Below are 17008 nucleotides of genomic sequence, written 5' to 3' on the forward strand. Positions count from 1 at the left end.
ACGCCGCATCTTCGCCCATAGTAAGGAATGCATTTTATTCCGCGACCGCTGAATGTTCGTCAACTGGAGGCCTTCCGCGCGGTGATGCTGACGGGCAGCATGACCGGGGGAGGGCGCTTGTTGTCCATTTCCCAGCCGGCGGTCACCCGGCTGATCCGCGATCTCGAGGCGGAGCTGAAGCTGACGCTGTTCCTGCGCGAGGGCACGCAGATCATCCCGACGCGCGAGGGAAAGGAACTCTACCGGGAGGTGGAGCGCCATTTCGTCAGCACCGAGCGCATCCGGGAAGCGGCCGACGCGATCCGGGAGTTCAATGGGGGACAACTCCGCATCGCCTCCATCCTGGCGCTGTCCACCGCCTGCATCCCGAAAACCGTGGAGCGTTTCCTGCGCGATTATCCGGGCATGGCGCTCTCGATCCACAGCGGGCAATCGCTGGATATCATCGATCTCGTGGTCAATGGCAGCGTCGATATCGGCTTCGTGGCCATCCCGCCGGGACGCAACGACCTCATTCATGAGGACGTGCCGGCCTCGGAGGCCGTCTGCCTCGTTCCGCGCCAGCATCCGCTGGCCGCAAAGCACGTCATTGGGCCGGCTGACCTGGACGGGCAGGATTTCATCGCGCTCGGCCAGAGCTCGCTCATGCGCCTTGAGCTCAACGCGTTGCTGCAACTGGCGAATTCCCATCCTCGCGTGCGCGTCGAAAGCCTCTTTTCCTCGACCGTGGCGTCCTACGTCAACAGCGGCCTCGGCCTCGGGATCGTCGATCCACTGGCGGCAGCCTTGGCAGACAAGAGCAGAGTGATCGTCCGCAGATTCGCCCCGACCATCCAGTACAGCCTGTCAATCGTCTACCCGCGCCGGACGGAAAAATCCCTGGCTCTTCGTGATTTCGTGGCTGTATTCCTGAGGGCATTCGAGGAAGAGATCGCCGATACTGAGAAACTCATCACCGCCACACGCAGACTCGCTTAGAGCCAGTCCATCTGTCGCGTTTTGACTCCGGTCAAAACGTGACGCGCAAATTCCGCGACTTGGATGGCATCAGGCAATTCTCTCTAAGCCGTTGGATTTACTCGTTAATTATGAGCCTCACGTCAGGCCGGAGGCACATGTCAATGTTGCTCCACCAGCGTTCAGGGGCAAGCATAACCTGTAGCATTCGGTACGCAGCGCACCCCGTTCGGCAACAGCAATCCGCCGCCCGCATCGCGGCTGACGTAAGCGCCATTGGGAAGCGCAAAGCCTCCACTTGCGTCCGGCGTGACAGTCGTCCCATCCGGCAGCGTCAGGGTGGCGCCGTTGCGTGTGATCTGCTTCGCCGAAGACGCATCTACGACCGGGCTTGGCCGCTGAGGTGCGCATGCGGAAAGGGCCAATCCGCAAGCAATCGCGAAAATCAAGTGCTTGCTCATAGCAATCCCTTTCTCCTTGAAGGTCGTTCGTCGTAGAGCAGACTAACCGGGGTATCTCGGCAATAACAGGAAAATTCTTCGATCCGATTGTGCAAAGCTGCCAAGAACGCGCATTCCATTTATCAAGGACCAACCACTGGCGCGGCCCCACACGCATACAACGCGATTCAACGGAGAAGGGGCAGATTGGTTCCGCCCTTGCGCTGCGCCTGGGACCGCCGGCCGCCTGTCTCGCTGGCACATCAGCGCTTGGTGCGCACCGGCGGCGGCGGGATCTGGCGTCGGCTCGCGGCATCACCGACGGCAAAGCGCCCGGCCTGATCGTAGAGCCCCGTCAAAAGTCGCAATATCCGCGCCGCATGACTGATCTCGGCGCGGTCCTCGCGGAGATGGCGCAGGCTTGCGAGCAGATACTCCTCGCGGATCTTCAGATAACCCCGGCAGGCGGCTTCGCCGGCCTCGGTCGGCACATAGCCCTGATGGCGACCCTCGCGCACGGGCATGACCAGGCCGGCGGCGAGAAGCTTTTTGATCGAATAGGCCACGAGATGCATGTCGTCGATGTTCAGCGTCGCCGCGATTTCGTTCGGCGAGAAGCCACGCGCCCGCGAATGCGTGGCATGCATGACCAGAATGTCCAATGCCTTCAGCCCGCGCACATCGGCCGAGTTCATGCACATCTCCACCCAGCGGGAGAAGCCGTAGAAGAAGGTGATCATCGTGAACTCAAATTCACTGAGCTCGGTGCTGCTGATGTTGTCGCTGCCGCGATCCGGCTCGCTCCCGTCACCCATCGATCTTCCCTTCGGCCACTGACCCGACGCAAGGCGACGTCACGCTATCCCGCCATAACCGGCGCTTACGTTCTCCGCCCAAGGTTGCCAGAGTCGGAACGGCTGTAAAGGGCCCTGTCCGCGCATGTCGCATCACGTCAAGCACCAGATCGATGAGCAAATTATCGAGCAATCTGTGGGTTTGCCCCACGGGGGGCCCATAGCTAAGCTTTTCTCACAACGAGGGGAAAACGACATGAAAAGATTGGCTTTCAGCCTGCTGTGCACCGTATGCTCGTTCGTCGGTGCAGGCGCGACCGCTTTCGCCCAGGACAAAGTGGAGTGGCGTTACTTCAGCTATTTCCCGGTCAATGACAACGCAGTGAAACTGACCCGCCAGTTCGCCGAGGACGTCGGCACGGCAACGAACGGCCGCCTGAAGATCAATGTCTTCGCCGCGGGCGAGTTGCCCTACAAGGCGCCCGATGTCCTGCGCGCGGTTGCGACCAACCAGGTCCAGATGGGAGACATGGCGGTGGGCTTCGCGTCCGGCGACGTCCCCGAGCTGAACGTGCTGTCGCTACCATTCCTTTGTACGTCCTTCGACGCGTTCAAAAAGGCGATCGTCGGCATCGGCCCGGTCGTCGATCAGGTCATCGGCGATCGCTTCAAGGTCGACGTCGCGATGAACTGGACGATGCCGGCACAGAATTTCTGGTTCAATCGCCCGATCACCAAGTCTACGGAAATCAAGGGCCTCAAGGTACGCACGTGGAATCCCGAGCAGGTGAATATGGTCCAGCTCCTCGGCGGATCTCCGGTGTCGATTTCCTCGGCGGAAGTCATCCCAGCGCTTGAGCGCAAAGTCATCGACGGTGCCATTACCTCGGCGCTCTCGGCCAATGAATGGCGCGCCTACGAGATCGTTAATACAGGTCTTATGGCCAATTTCGCCATGGGTCACCAGGTCACAATGATCAACAAGGCGGAGCTGGCCAAGTTGCCTGAAGACCTGCGCACGATATTACTGCGCAAGGTTGACGAATGGGAACCAAAATATATGGAGATGGCCGCAAAGGGGGAGGGCGAGGCACGATCCAACCTTTCTGCAAACGGCGTCAAGCTGGTTGATCCCTCCGGCGAAGACTATGCCCACGTTCGCGCGACGATGCTGCCGATGTGGAACGAATGGGCCAACAAGCACGGCGAAACGGGTAAGAAGCTCCTGGGGCTGGCGCGCGCCGGCTGCATCGGCACCAACTGACCGCGTCGCGAGGCACCCGGCGTCCAGGGTGTGACAGGCGCTCCGTCAAGGAACCCTCCGAACCGCTAGATCGGGCCGCCGTAAGGCGTCCCGCGGGCTTGCGCCGCCGCTGAACGCGCGGCGCCATCTGAAGATCCTTCCATGCCAGATACCGGACCTCACGCCGCGATCGTCGATCTGCGAAGCGACTTGCTGTCGCCGCCGTCACCCGCGGTCGTTGCAGCGATGCAGGCCGCGCTGGCCGCCGCGCCGGAGTTCGAACTGCGCGGCGACGACCACGAAAGCGCCCTCGAGCGGAAGGCCGCAGCGCTCCTCGGCAAGGAGGACGCGCTCTTCTTCCCGACCTGCACGATGGCCAATCTCTGCGCGGCGATGCTCGCCGGGCGACAGGGGGGCCTGCTGCTGGTACCGGAAGACTGTCACGTCCTGACCTCCGAAGAAGGTGGCGCATCGTCGCTCGCGGGCTTGGACGTGGTCGTACTCCGCGGCGTGATGACGGATCCGGAGCAATGGGCCCGGGCGCTTGCGCAGGACGATGGATCACGGGCTGGTCCAGCCCTGGTCTGGCTGGAGAACACCCACAACCGGCAGGGCGGCCTGCCGCTGCCGGCGGACCAGACGCGAGCCATTGCCGAGATGGCCCGCCACCGTGGGGTCCGCTCCCACCTCGACGGCGCGCGTCTCTTCAACGCGGCCATTGCTCTCGGCGTGCGTCCGGACGCGATCGCCGCGGGCTTCGACACGGTGTCGATCAGCCTGAACAAGGGGCTCGGCGCACCCGTAGGCGCGATGCTCGCAGGCAGCCGCGACCTGATCCGGCAGGCCGTCACAATACGCCAGCGGCTGGGGGGCGGCATGCGGCCGAGCGCAACATTGTGCGCGCCGGCGCTCGCGGCGTTGGACAGCTGGCCGGAGATCGCCCGGGACCACGCGCTCGCCCATCTCCTCTGGCGGGAGATCGGCGAAGACGCCGCCATCGCCGAGCCGGCCACCAATATCGTGATGATCCGCCTTGCCGGGGAGGGGGCCGCGGAGGTGCTGCGCCGGCGGCTCGCCGACACCGGCGTCATGGCCTTGTGCCTGGAGCCGCAGGTGCTGCGTCTCGTCACCCATCGGGGCTTGACCGAAGCCGGCATCCGCCGCGCCGCGGCGATCATCCGCTCCATCCTTAATTCCTTCCGAGACACAGAGACAACACAGTGAGTGAGCATTTCCGCATCGGCGTGGATATTGGTGGCACCTTCACCGATTTCACACTGTTCGACGACGGCGACCGGATCGCCCGGACCCACAAGAGGCTGACGACGCCGGACGATCCATCGCGGGCGGTCATCGAAGGAACCGGTGCGATCACGGCCGAGGCCGGCCTGTCGCCGGCCGACGTCGGCACCATCGTCCACGGCACCACGCTGGTCACCAATGCGGTGATCGAACGGCGCGGCGTGTCCACCGCCATGCTCGTCACGAAAGGATTTCGCGACCTGCTCGATATCGGCGCCGAGCGGCGCTACGACCTGTTCGACCTGACGATCGCCTTTCCGAAACCCGTCGTGCCGCGCGCGCTGCGCATCGAGGTGCCGGGACGGCTCCGCTATGACGGCTCGGAAGTGGAGGCTCTCGACCTGAGCGCAGTCGAGGACGCCGTGCAGCGCCTTGTCGACACGCATGGCATCCGGTCCGTCGCGATCTGTTTCCTGCATTCCCATGTCGACGCGCGGCACGAAGCGGCGGCGGCGGACTTCGTCGCCACACGGTTCCCGGATCTCTCCGTCTCCACCTCGTCGGATATCTTTCCCTTCGTGCGCGAATTGGGCCGTTGGACGACGACGACGCTCAATGCTTACGTCCAGCCGGTGGTCGACCGCTATCTAAACCGGCTGGAAGGCGGCCTGCGGCAGGCGGGCTTCGCCGGCAAGCTGCTGGTCATGAGTTCCAGCGGAGGCACGCTGACGCCGGCGATGGCGCGGCGCTATCCCGTTCGCCTCCTGGAATCCGGTCCGGCCGCCGGCGCGCTGATGTCGGCGCGCCATGGGTCGGAGCTCGGGCTCGACAGCGTATTGTCCTTCGACATGGGCGGCACCACGGCCAAGGGCTGCTTCGTGCGCGGCGGACGGCCGCTGAAGCGCTACGACCTCGAGGTCGCCCGGATCCATGAGTTCCGCCAGGGCAGCGGGCTCACCGTCAAGATTCCCGTGCTCGACATGATCGAGATCGGCGTCGGCGGCGGCAGCATCGCGCAGGTGGACGACCGCGGCTTGATCGCCGTCGGCCCGGTCAGCGCGGGCGCAGAACCCGGCCCGGCCTGCTACAAGCGCGGCGGCGCGCGCCCAACGCTCACCGACGCCAACCTGCTGCTGGGTTATCTCGATGCCGGATCGTTCCTGGGCGGCAGCATGAGGCTCGATCCCGAGGCCGCCCGCATCGCCATGGAGAAGGACATCGCCGCGCAGATGGGCGTCGAGGTCATGCGGACGGCCTTCGGCGTACGTGAGGTAGCCAGCGAGAGCGTGGCCCGCGCCTTCCGCACCCACGCCGCGGAGCAAGGCGTGGATCTGCGCAAGTCGGTCATGGTCGCCTTCGGCGGGTCCGGCCCGCTGCACGGGGCGCGGGTGGCCCGGAAGCTCGGCGTGAGCAGGCTGGTCTGCCCCAACGGCTCCGGTGTCATGTCGGCCTTCGGCCTGTTGTCGAGCCCCCTGGCCTATGAGGTCGTGCGCGCCCGCCGCCTGGCCCTGGATGAGGCGGGTGTGCAGATCCTGCGCGCCGAACTGGCGGCGATGATGGAGGATACGACCGCAGTCCTGGTCGCTGCCGGCGCGCCATCCGGCTTGATCGGCCACGTCATGCGTCTCGACATGCGCTATCGCGGACAGGGCTACGAAGTGGAGGTCGAGATTGATGGCCTCGATGCCTGCATCCCCGTGCCATTGGAACAGGCCTTCGCGGCCGTCTACGCCCGCACCTTCGGCCTGGCCTTTCCCGACCAGCCTGCTGAAATCGTCAACTGGAAGGTCGAGGCGATCGGTCCCGCCCCCGGCAACGGCACGCACTATCGGCTGTCGGTTGAAGGTGCTTCGGCATCGGCCCTGAAGGGACATCGGCAAGCCTGGTCGGCCGACGCCGAAGCCATGGTGCCCTACGCGGTCTATGACCGCTATGCCCTCGCGCCTGGCACAAAGATCGACGGCCCGGCCCTGATCGAGGAGCGGGAATCGACCTGCGTTCTGGCGACCGGCGACCGGCTGAGCGTCGATCCGCACCTCAATCTCATCATCGACATCGGAGTCTGAGCGATGACCTATGACCCGATCACCCTCGGCATCTTCTGGGACAGGCTGGTCTCCATCGCCGACGAGGTGGTGACGGCCCTCGTGCGCTCGTCCTTTTCCACCAACGTGCGCGAAAGCTACGATCTGTCCTGCGTCATCTTCGATGCCAAGGGCCGCGCGCTGACGCAGGGCACCTACAGCGTGCCGTCCTTCACCGGCACCGCGCAGGCGACGCTGGCGCATCTGTTGCAAGTCTTCCCGCCCGAGATCTTGCGGCCGGGGGACGTGATCATGACCAATGACCCGTGGATCGGCACGGGGCATATGTTCGACATCAACGTCATGCAGCCGATATTCCGCCAAACACGGCTGATCGGCTACGTCATGAGCATCTCGCATCTGCCCGATATCGGCGGCGTCGGCTATTCCGCCGTCGGCCGTGAGATCTACGAGGAAGGGCTGCGGCTGCCGCCCGTTCTCTTCGTGCGCGACGGCGTCGTCGATCCGGTGCTGCGCGCCATCATCGCATGCAATGTCAGGGTACCGGAGCAGACGCTCGGCGACATCATGGCCAATGTCGCCAGCACCACGGTCGGCGGCCGGCGCATCAACGAGCTGATGGACGAATACGGGATCGAGGACATCCAGCCCCTGTCCGACGCCATCATCGACTTTTCCGACCGCAGCCTGCGCACCCAGATCGCCCGCCTGCCCGACGGCACCTGGCAGCACGCGATCATGGTCGAGGGAACCGAAGAACCTCTGCGGCTCGCAGCCGAGGTGACGATCAGGGGCGACGAGGTTTTCGCCGACTTTTCCGGGACATCACCCGCGATCAAAGCGGCAATCAACGTTCCGCTTTGCTACACCAGGGCGATGACCTTCCATGCGATCAAGTGCCTGACGACGCCGCGCATCCCCAACAATGCCGGATCGACCCTCGCCATTCACGTCTCCGCCCCTGCCGGCTGCCTGCTCAACGCCCTCCCGCCGAGCCCGACCGGCGGACGGCACGTCATCGGGCATTTCGTGCAGCCGCTGCTGTTCGGCGCGCTCGCCGCGGCACTGCCGGATCAGGTCCAGGCCGACAGCGGCATGCTGAACGTCATCAATGTTCAAGGGAAAAACCGCGAAGGGGAGGGCGTGTCGAGCATTTTCTTCGCCTCCGGCGGGTTCGGCGCCCTGGCGGGGATCGACGGTGCCGATACCACGCCGAGCCCGTCGAACATGACCGGGACGCCGGTCGAGGTGTGGGAGGAGATCTCGGGCACGCTGGTCGTCTCCAAGGCGCTCGCCCCCGACAGCGGCGGCGCGGGCCGCTTCCGCGGCGGTCTCGGCCAACGCATTGAACTTGTCAACGACGGCGGCGAGGCCTTGACCATCTCCTGCCTCGCGGGCCGCACCGAATTCCCGCCGGAGGGCGTACTTGGAGGCAAGCCCGGGCGCGCCCGGCGCATCGAGATCGACGGCACCGCCGTCCATCCGAAGGGCCGCTATCTGCTGGAGCCCGGCCAGACCCTCGTCACCCACGAGGCGGGTGGCGGCGGCTATGGCGATCCGGCCGAGCGGGCGCCGCGCGCCTTGCTGCACGACATCGCGGAGGGCAGAGTGACCCGGGAAGGCGCGTTGCGCGACTATGGCCTCAACCCCGCCGCACTCGGGGAGGGCGCCCGGTGAACGACGCCCCGCGAAAACTCGCGCTCGCCCTCAGCGCGGTGCTCCAGCCGCTTGAGCGCATGGCCATCGCCCTGGCGATCGTCGTGCTGCTGGCCCTGCTGGTGCTGACCAATATCGAGGTCGCAGGGCGTTACTTCCTCGGCTTCTCCACGCTGATCGCCGATGAATATGGCGGCTATGCCTATAGTTGGCTCGTGCTGCTCGGTGCGGTGCACCTGCTGCGCTCCGACAGCTACCTCACCATGACGCTCATCATCGACAGGCTGCCGCGTCTTCGCACCGCGATGGGCGTGGTCGCCGGCGTCCTCGGCCTCGTCACCAGCCTGATCCTGCTGTGGTCGTGCTGGCAGACCTTCGACCTCTCCTGGCAGTTCGGCACGAAATCGATCCAACCCTCGCAGACCCCGCTCTACCTGCCGCAGGCGATCATGCCGATCGGCTTCCTGATGCTGGTGCTCGCCTATCTCGAGGACATCCTCCGGCGTCTGTCGGGCCTGCCGCCGCGCCGGCAGGAGGACGACACCGCGACCTGGGGCGAGGGGGACGTGCTATGAGCTGGGACTTAAGCCTCCTCATCTACGTCGCCTTTCTCACAGTTATGATCTGCATCGGCGTGCCGATGGCGCTCGCCATGGGCCTGACGGGCATTATCGGGCTCACGCTCCTCCATGGCACGACGCTGTGGCCGAGCCTCGGCGACGTGGTGTGGAATTCGACCAACTCCTTCACGCTGGTCGCCGTGCCGTTGTTTGTCCTGATGGGCGAGGTGCTGCTGAAAAGCGGCGCGGCGGAACGGTTCTATTCCGGCCTCAGCGTCTTGATGGGCCGCGTGCCCGGCGGCCTGGCGCAGTCCAACATCCTGGGAAGCGCGCTGTTTTCGGCGATCAGCGGATCGTCGACGGCCACTACGCTGACGATCGGCACCGTCGCCATCCCACAGATGCGCAAACGCGGCTACAACGACCACCTCACCTTCGGCACGCTGACGGGCGGTGGCGCCCTGGGAAACCTTATCCCGCCGAGCATCTTCCTCCTGATCTATGCCTCGGTCGTGCAGGCATCGGCGGTCGAGCTGTTCGTGGCGACCATCGTGCCCGGTCTCATCGCCGTGGTAATGTTCATGATCTATGTCGCGATCAAGGCGCGGGCAAACCCGGGCTGGGTGCCACCGCCCGGCGCACCCGCCACCCTGCGCGACATAGGTCGTGCGCTCTTCGATTGCGCCCCCATCTCCGTGCTGATCCTCGCGATCATCGGCGGGATGTACGGGGGGATCATGACGCCGACCGAGGCGGCCGGTTTCGGTTGCCTGCTCGCCTTCGTGATCGCCGGCATGTATCGCCGCCTCAGTCTCCCCGCGCTCCGCAGCGCCTGCGTGAACAGCATCTCGATCACCTGCGTGCTGTCGCTCATCATCATCAACGGGCAGATCCTCGGCTTCGCCGTCACGCATGCTGGCATCGGCATGGGCGTCTCCAGGGCGCTCGTCGATATGGGCCTTTCGCCCTTCGTCTTCTTCACCTTCCTGTTCGTGCTCTACCTCGTCCTGGGCGCCATGCTCGAAGGCGTCTCGATGATGCTGCTCACGGTGCCGGTGCTCTATCCGACGCTGAAGGCCATGGGATTCGACGACATCTGGTTCGGCGTCTTCCTCGTCATCCAGGCGGAATTGGCGCAGCTTTCGCCACCCATCGGCCTCAACCTCATCGCGGTCCAGTCGGTCGCGCGCGACGCCAAGCTCGGGCTCATCATGAAGGCGACGCTGCCCTACGCCATCATGCTGAGCGCCCTGTGCTTCCTGCTCTACATGCTGCCCGAGCTCGCCCTGTGGCTGCCCGACCAGATGCGGGGACGCTAGGGCAAGTCCGTCTTTTGCGGACTTGCTCCGCTCAAAAAATGACGAGCAAATTCACCGGCTTAGATGGCATCAAACGATTCCATCTAAGCCGGATTTGCTCTAGGGCATGCCGGTCTGTTTCAGGTTTCCTTACAAACACCGGATACTTCAGGGCCGGGCGCGATGTCCGCAACAGCCGCTGATCAGGCAGGCACCGAGGACACCACGGCCTCCGCCGCGGCGGCAATCGCCAGGATCCGGCGATCGGCGCCCGCGGGCCCTGCAATCACCAGGCCGACGGGTGCGTCGGTGCCACCGTCACGGATGGGCACGGATATGGCGCAACCATCGACCATGTTGATCAGCGTCGCGTTGCGCAGGCTGCGCCCTCACGGCACTGCTGAGAGGGGTTCTCCCACCTGGCACCGGCCCCTCGACAAAGGGCCGGTAATCGTCACCGCTTTTGATGACGGCGTGCACGACGCGGGCCATCTTGGCGGTGATTGCGGTCAGCGCCTTGCGTCTGAGATCGGCGTTGTGCCGGTCGCGGTGAGATAGAGCGGCACGAGGCCGAGCTTGGCGCCGTTGTGGACGAAGCCGACGATAGTGCCGGTCGGGTTGGAGGCCGCCAGCATTTCGCTCGCGAGGTCATAGATCATGGAACTCGGCAGGCCAGTGATATTGTAGGTCTTGGCGCGGCCAAGGCCCAGATCGACGCTGTTCAGGATCGACTGCTGCCAGGCGAAGGCAGGCGCAGCACCGGCGGCCAGAAACTTCTCGGCGAAATAGACGCCGACCTCGGTGCGGTTGGCGAGGACAGTGCCGTCCGTGCCCCCGACACCCAGCAGCGTCAGCAGGACCGGCGCAATGCCGTTGGCCTGCAGCTCATTGGCCCAATAAGTCTGGCCGGCCGCATCGGGGATGCGGTCATAGAGGTGGACGTAGAGCGAGGCGATGAAGATATGGGCATTGGTCAGCGTCGGGCTGTCGAGCCAGGGATTGAGGGCCTTGGCTTCCGCCGTCGCCGCCCAGGCATTGATGAAGGCGGTCTCGGTCATGCCGGGATAAAGCGAGACCCACCAGGCATAGCCGTTGGGCTCCGGCGCCCGCCCAAGGAAGGCATTGTACATCTGTGCGGTGAATTGTTGGGCGGGCATGTCATATATCCCCAAATTTCACAACAAATATCGCACTTGGTAAAGTGTACTTACCATCAAGCAAGGTGAATAGGCTATTGCCTAAGGATCCAAGATCGCTTTCTCTACGGGAGAAATCACTCCTTATTGAGTATCCATAAGATAGGAAGAGCAATAGTTCCCCACCCGTCATCGACGACGCCCTGCCCAGCGAGTTACAAATCCGCGCTATCACCGGACGAAATTTTGATGAATCATCAATCGCTTCGATCAAAGGAGTTCCCTGGAACAACGTGTCTGACGTGTCGTCAAAGGGGTTGGCCAGGAGAAGAAACGGCATCATATGCGTCATATCGATGCTTCCAGCTTCTTCTTCAATCATTCTCCGAACATCCGGCTGCGATATACCCCAGCCGAACTGGAAGAATGTGTTATTATCCATTCCAATTTCAATTAATCGCTTACAAAGTTCGCGCCACACCTCATTGGACGTCGCAAATAAATTGGAGCGTATGACACCAAAGACGAAAGAGCTCATTTCGACATCCTAAGGCTTGGTTGGTGACCTATTATATCCAGGACTAGGGTAACCCGTTTTCTCCTCCGTGATTGGCCGCCCGCTTGCGTCAAAGGTTCGTTGGTGCTCGTGAGGTTTCATGCCGGCGTGCTCGTGTGTGAAGTCCTGTCTAGCGAATGATCGACCATTACCATCATAAAATGTCCTGCTATTGACCTGTCCAGTCTGTTGATCAATTTGTTCATAGATAGAATTGGGATCAGATGTCTCAGGTGCTCGGGAGTGACCGGAATTTACTTTGGTTTCAGCTCTCTTTTCTGGTTGTTCAGGCTCCTCAGGATCCGGAGCCCCTGGAGCCGCACTGCTGGTTCCGCTTGTCGTTGGCTGATTGGTGGGTGCGCTCGCATTGGGGTCCGATGGCTTGTTGTTCAGAATACCTTGAAGCGCCCATGTGCCCACCCCAAGCATGAATGCACTGCAGCCTGCACTAGCAACGCAGCCTCGATAACCCAGCACGATGGCCGGTCCGATGAGAGGCAACCCCTGTGTCGTCAGATCATCCGGACCCGCGGCATCTTCACCCGCGTAGTTCTCACCGCCGCCAGGCTGGTTCGCGGGGTCGTTGTTGAACTCATAAACCCCCGCGTCATCGACATGCCCATTCGGATCAGACTTATTGATCGGATCGTTGAAGGCATAGGCGTAGCGGTTGGTGCCGACGCCGGGATCGGTGGGGAGATACCAATCCGGCGAGATGAAGTGCCCCAGCGCCGGATCGTAGAAGCGGGCGTTGAGATAGAGGAGCCCGGTCTCGGTGTCCTGGCGCTCGCCGATGAAGGCCTTGGCCTCCTTGAAGGTCGAGGTGGTGATCGGGATCTGGCCATAGGGCCGGTAGTAGCGGTGGAGAACCTCGGCGCCGGCGGCGTCGGTGACCGAGCGCACCGTGGCGAGGTGGTCGCGGTGCAGGAAGGTCGCGGCGGTGCCGCGCTTGTTGACGTCGGGATAGGGGTACTTCTGCCAGACGCCGTCCGGTCCCCGCTCGATCTCCGGCCCGAGATAGAGCGTCGTCTGCGGCGTGCGGTTGGGCCCGGTATTGGCGACCTTCTTCAGGCGTGAGCCATCCGGCCCGTAGGTCATCGCGGTGGTAATGCCGGTGACCATGGTCACCCTCGCCATGCACGACCTTGCCGCCGAGCACGGTAAGGACCGCGCGCAGATGGACGATGTCGCTCTCCGGAACGGAGAAGTAGTCGCCCGAATGCTCCTTCACCACGGAGATGACGCCGTCATAGGTGTCGCGGCGAGCCCAGTCGCGCTGCCACTCCGGCAGCACCTGCTGCCAGGTCACGGTGACGACGCCGACCTGGATCATGCGGTCCATGGCGTAATTGTGCGCGTCGGCAGTCGTGCCGCCTGAGGCCAGCGCTCGAGAAGCGGCTGTCAGTTTCAGACCTCTTCAGCGTTCGATACACGAAGCTTCGAGCCCAGGGCATTCAGCGCGATCCGATGGACGACCTCGATGGGCGCGGTGCAAAGGTCACCGATGACCTGCACATGAAATCCATTGGCCATGCCTGACAGGGCTGTGAAGACGACGCAGTTCTGCGTCATCATTCCAAAGACCAGCAGGTCGCGGGTCCCGGCGAGATGGTCGGCCAGATCGGTATCCTGAAACGCGTCCGCATAGGCCTTGGTCACGATCGGAGCGTCCCCGGCCGCGTCGAGGATGGCCGGGCGAATGGCAACGCCGGGACTGTTGGCGGCAAACAGGCCGGTCGCCGCCTTGGACACATGGCGCACGAGGACGATCTTGTCGCCGCTGGCGCGCGCCCAGCCGATGACGGCCATGATCCGCGCTTCGGTCTCCTCGGCCTGCCAGAGCGGCAACGCGCCGCCGGGGAAATAATCGTTCTGGATGTCGATCACGAGAAAGGTGCGTGTCATCGGGAAGCTCCTTGGGTTGTCCCCACCTCTACGGGCTGGAACACCCTGTTGTCAGTGGCCCGATGGACGTTGTTCGTATAGATCGGGCCAACGCGCCTTGCCGTTCTCGCCTATGAAGGAATCAGCCCGTTCATGCTCTCCACGCCGCTCGCGGTGTTCGGAGAACCCTTCATCGCGGGCGAGCACCAGATCTACGTGTGCTCAAGCTTCCCTCGGTTCGCGGCCAGCGGCGGCTTGACGATCGAAGCATCCCATCCGCTCGAGGCTGCACGCGAGGCCGATATCCTCATTCTTCCCGGATGGCGGAACGTGGACGAACCGGTCTCCGCATGCATCGTGACCGAGCTCCGGGCTGCGCAGCGGCGCGGGGCGATCGTCGTCGGTCTTTGCCTCGGCGCCTTCGGCCTTGCGGAGGCCGGTTTGCTCGATGGGCGGCGTCGAGATGGCCGAGACGGTAGCCTTCCTCGTCGCGCGCGGCATTTCGGTGCTCGGGCATGTCGGGGCGCGATGAAGCGATGGCCGAGGCCATCCGCCGGGACGTCGAGGCGATCGTGGCGGCGGGGGCCTTCGCGGTGGTTCTGGAAGGCACCGTCGAGCCGCTGGCGCGCGCCATTGCCACCGATCTCGGCACGCCGGTGATCGGTACCGGCGCCTCGCCGGCAGCCCAGGGGCAGATCCTGGTGAGCGAGGACATTCTCGGCCTCTACGGCGAGTTCACGCCCAAATTCGTCAAGCGCTAGGGTCTAAACTCAACGGATTGATTGTGATTCAAACGGCTCATTGGATAGGTAAGTCCGATGAGCCGGTTGTTCTGGTTGAATGACGAGCAGTGGTCGAGGATTGAGCCGCTGTTGCCGCATTATGGCAGCCCACCGCGGGTCGACGACCGGCGCATTCTGAGCGGGATCGTGCATGTGCTTCGATGCGGCAGCCGCTGGTGCGACTGCCCGGCTGAATACGGGCCCTACACGACGGTTTATAACCGCTTCAATCGCTGGTCCCGGAAAGGCATCTGGCAGAGCATCTACGCAGCTCTGACCGGAGACGGGCGCACGCACCGGCAGCTTCTCGCCGACAGCACCCACATCAAGGCGCATCGCTCGGCGGCGGGCGCTGAAAAGGGGGAGCAATGTCAGGCGATTGGTCGCTCCCGCGGTGGTTGAACGACTAAGATCCATGCCCTAAGCGACGATAGAGGCAGGCCTCTCGTCCTCGCACTGACGCCCGGACAGGCCGCAGAAATCAGGATGTTACCCATCACGCTCGACGCCGCTCCACCGGCGAACGAGCTTCCGGCCGATAAGGCCTATGACAGCGATGCGGTCCGCGAAGACCTCGTCGGGAGGGGCATGCGACCGGTCATCCCGAACAAGGACGACCGCAGATTCTTCCATCCCTTCGGCCGCAAACGTTATCGCGACCGCAATGCCATCGAACGTATGTTCTGTCGGCTCAAGGACTTCAGGCGCATCGCAACACGCTACGACAAGCTCGCCAGGAACTATCTGGCTTCGCTTTGCCTCGCCGCTCTCGTCGCCTATTGGCTGCGTTGAGTCTCGACCCTACGCCGACCTGGGTGCCGCCGCGGCCAACGCCTTTGTTCTTAAGTTCCATAAGACTACTTACGCGAAAAGTAATTATTATCGGCGCAGCTCAATATACGACCAATGGCCTGCCACTATACATCGAACAGCCGAAGCCGCCTGCTGAGACAGTCGATCGGCTTGGCATGCGCTCCGGATAGGCAATCTCTCGTGGCGGGACGACGGGGCCAATCTACGAAATAATGCGCACACATTCCGCAACCACACCTGTGATGGGGTGGGATGAACGCTGCGATGCGCAGGCGTGCCGACAGCTGCTGCGGTGCGGACGGACCTAAAGCGCATTTCGATCCGATTGCATCAGATCGGCGCTCTAACCTCTTTTATTTCAAGCATAATCTTATCGATCCTCGTTTCATTCCGGTCGGATCATGCTCCAAAGCGCCATGCCAGGCCGTCGCGGATCGCGCCGCTGCGGTCGGCTCAGGCGGCCATGCGCTCGCCGAGGGCCTCGATCAGCCTGAGACAGGCCGCGAGCTCGTCCGTTTCGATATACTCATCCGCCTTGTGAGCGCGGGCGATGTCGCCGGGGCCGCAGATGATCGCGTCGATGCCGGCGGCCTGGTAAAGGCCCGCCTCCGTCCCGTAGCTCACTGCGGCGACCGGCTCGTGCCCGGTGAGTTCCCGCATGAGACAAGCCAGTGGTGCCTCGGCTGACAAGGCGAGCGCCGGATAGGCGCTCAAGGGTGTCCAGTCGGTCCGGAAGCCGAGCGCTACCAGGGCGGCGGGCGCCTCGCGCAGCGGAAGGAGCAGGGATTCGGGGTCGACGCCCGCGATCGCCCGGGCCTCGACCTCGAGCACACAGCTCTCCGGTATGATGTTCAGCGCCTCGCCGCCGCCAATCCGGCCGACCTGAAGCGAGGAATAGGGCGGCTCGAAGCGCGTATCGAAAGGCCCGCGCGCCAGGGCCTCGGCGCGCTGCACCGCAGCGGCGAGCACGGCGGAGGCGGCATGGATCGCATTGAGGCCAAGGTCCGGCCGCGACGAGTGCCCTGCCCGGCCGCGCACCGCGATGCGCGCGGCGGCCTTGCCCTTGTGGCCGCGGACGGCGACCAGGCCGCTCGGCTCGCCGACGATACAGCCCTCGGGGCGCGCGCAGAGGCCGGGCAAGGCGGCGATGAGGTGCGGCACCCCCTGGCAACCCGCTTCCTCGTCATAGGAGAAGGCGAAATGAACGGGGCGCGCGAGGGGCTTGGCCGCCAATGCCGGCAGGGCCGCCAGCGCGCAGGCAAGGAAGCCCTTCATATCGCTCGCGCCTCGGCCACGGAGCCGCTTGCCCTCGCGCCGCAGAACAAAGGGATCGGAGCTCCAACAGGGCTCGCCGGCCGGCACCACGTCCATATGGCCCGAGAGAATGAGGCCCGGTACCTCGGCCGGTCCGATCGTGGCGAAGAGATTGGCGCGGTCTCCCTCCGGTCCCGGCAGCACTGTCACGGAGGCGCCGCAGCCCTCGGCATAGGTCCTGATCCAGTCCACGATGGCGCCATTGGGTTGGCCGACCACGGATGGAAAGGCCACGAGGCAAGCCAGGATTTCCTCTGCGTTCATCCCGGATGTCATCCCATTCATCTT

At 63.9% G+C, this 17008-nt stretch carries 14 protein-coding genes and 5 pseudogenes; 10 read left to right on the forward strand and 9 right to left on the reverse strand.

The window, feature by feature from the left end:
* The first annotated feature begins 27 nt into the window (after positions 1 to 27).
* The gene (locus C7450_RS22560) at positions 28 to 978 is read left to right on the forward strand and encodes a LysR substrate-binding domain-containing protein (protein ID WP_110376726.1); all 951 of its coding nucleotides are present in this window, start codon (positions 28 to 30) and stop codon (positions 976 to 978) included.
* A gap of 682 nt (positions 979 to 1660) precedes the next feature.
* Here the strand turns inward: C7450_RS22560 and C7450_RS22565 are convergent.
* Entirely contained in the window at positions 1661 to 2212 is a 552-nt protein-coding gene (locus C7450_RS22565; protein ID WP_110376727.1) for a winged helix DNA-binding protein, read from the reverse strand.
* Positions 2213 to 2336: 124 nt separating this feature from the next.
* Here C7450_RS22565 and C7450_RS22570 point away from each other — a divergent pair, with 124 nt between their 5' ends.
* The 6 genes from C7450_RS22570 (at position 2337) to C7450_RS22595 (ending at position 10256) form a co-directional block, all read left to right on the forward strand.
* On the forward strand, positions 2337 to 3455 hold the full coding sequence (locus C7450_RS22570) for a TRAP transporter substrate-binding protein (RefSeq protein WP_110376728.1): 1119 nt from the start codon (positions 2337 to 2339) through the stop codon (positions 3453 to 3455).
* 141 nt (positions 3456 to 3596) lie between these two features.
* Positions 3597 to 4658, forward strand: a complete 1062-nt coding sequence (locus C7450_RS22575) for a threonine aldolase family protein (protein ID WP_110376729.1) — start codon at positions 3597 to 3599, stop codon at positions 4656 to 4658.
* Positions 4655 to 6742: a hydantoinase/oxoprolinase family protein gene (locus tag C7450_RS22580; protein ID WP_110376730.1), complete on the forward strand. Its 2088-nt coding sequence runs from the start codon at positions 4655 to 4657 to the stop codon at positions 6740 to 6742. The genes C7450_RS22575 and C7450_RS22580 overlap by 4 nt, the downstream gene beginning before the upstream one ends.
* 3 nt (positions 6743 to 6745) lie before the next feature.
* Positions 6746 to 8398, forward strand: coding sequence for a hydantoinase B/oxoprolinase family protein (locus tag C7450_RS22585; RefSeq protein ID WP_110376731.1), 1653 nt, complete (start codon positions 6746 to 6748; stop codon positions 8396 to 8398).
* Complete coding sequence (locus tag C7450_RS22590) at positions 8395 to 8952, forward strand: TRAP transporter small permease (RefSeq protein ID WP_110376732.1); 558 nt, start codon at positions 8395 to 8397, stop codon at positions 8950 to 8952. Before C7450_RS22585 ends, C7450_RS22590 begins: the two co-directional genes overlap by 4 nt.
* The gene (locus tag C7450_RS22595) at positions 8949 to 10256 is read left to right on the forward strand and encodes a TRAP transporter large permease (protein WP_110376733.1); all 1308 of its coding nucleotides are present in this window, start codon (positions 8949 to 8951) and stop codon (positions 10254 to 10256) included. Before C7450_RS22590 ends, C7450_RS22595 begins: the two co-directional genes overlap by 4 nt.
* Before the next feature lie 182 nt (positions 10257 to 10438).
* Here C7450_RS22595 and C7450_RS34080 read toward each other — a convergent pair whose 3' ends face one another.
* From C7450_RS34080 to C7450_RS22625, 7 genes and pseudogenes are all read right to left on the reverse strand, one after another.
* Positions 10439 to 10591 (reverse strand): hypothetical protein, encoded by a 153-nt coding sequence (locus C7450_RS34080; RefSeq protein WP_170147372.1) that lies wholly within the window; start codon positions 10589 to 10591, stop codon positions 10439 to 10441.
* 28 nt (positions 10592 to 10619) lie between these two features.
* A pseudogene (locus C7450_RS22600) lies at positions 10620 to 10784 on the reverse strand (IS110 family transposase); the annotation flags it as partial.
* A complete protein-coding gene (locus C7450_RS22605; protein WP_110376734.1) occupies positions 10745 to 11392 on the reverse strand; it encodes a DUF4214 domain-containing protein in 648 nt (215 codons plus the stop codon). The gene C7450_RS22605 and the pseudogene C7450_RS22600, both read right to left, overlap by 40 nt.
* Before the next feature lies 1 nt (position 11393).
* Entirely contained in the window at positions 11394 to 11909 is a 516-nt protein-coding gene (locus C7450_RS22610) for a hypothetical protein (protein ID WP_146227464.1), read from the reverse strand.
* Between the two features lie 9 nt (positions 11910 to 11918).
* Positions 11919 to 13049, reverse strand: a complete 1131-nt coding sequence (locus tag C7450_RS22615; protein ID WP_170147373.1) for an RHS repeat-associated core domain-containing protein — start codon at positions 13047 to 13049, stop codon at positions 11919 to 11921.
* Between the two features lie 85 nt (positions 13050 to 13134).
* Positions 13135 to 13308 (reverse strand): annotated as a pseudogene (locus C7450_RS22620) (hydrolase); the annotation flags it as partial.
* 26 nt (positions 13309 to 13334) lie between these two features.
* On the reverse strand, positions 13335 to 13832 hold the full coding sequence (locus C7450_RS22625; protein WP_110376737.1) for a cysteine hydrolase family protein: 498 nt from the start codon (positions 13830 to 13832) through the stop codon (positions 13335 to 13337).
* A gap of 132 nt (positions 13833 to 13964) precedes the next feature.
* Here C7450_RS22625 and ftrA point away from each other — a divergent pair.
* The 3 pseudogenes from ftrA to C7450_RS22640 form a co-directional block, all read left to right on the forward strand.
* Positions 13965 to 14210 (forward strand): annotated as a pseudogene (ftrA, locus tag C7450_RS35195) (transcriptional regulator FtrA); the annotation flags it as partial.
* A gap of 52 nt (positions 14211 to 14262) precedes the next feature.
* Positions 14263 to 14569: pseudogene (locus tag C7450_RS22635) on the forward strand (3-methyl-2-oxobutanoate hydroxymethyltransferase); the annotation flags it as partial.
* 60 nt (positions 14570 to 14629) lie between these two features.
* Positions 14630 to 15385: pseudogene (locus tag C7450_RS22640) on the forward strand (IS5 family transposase).
* A 474-nt stretch (positions 15386 to 15859) separates the two neighbouring features.
* On the opposite strand, the gene argE reads toward C7450_RS22640, so the two are convergent.
* Positions 15860 to 16984, reverse strand: a complete 1125-nt coding sequence (argE, locus tag C7450_RS22645; RefSeq protein WP_110376932.1) for an acetylornithine deacetylase — start codon at positions 16982 to 16984, stop codon at positions 15860 to 15862.
* Positions 16985 to 17008 lie beyond the last annotated feature (24 nt).

Source organism: Chelatococcus asaccharovorans, assembly GCF_003201475.1.
Taxonomy (GTDB): Bacteria; Pseudomonadota; Alphaproteobacteria; order Rhizobiales; family Beijerinckiaceae; genus Chelatococcus; species Chelatococcus asaccharovorans.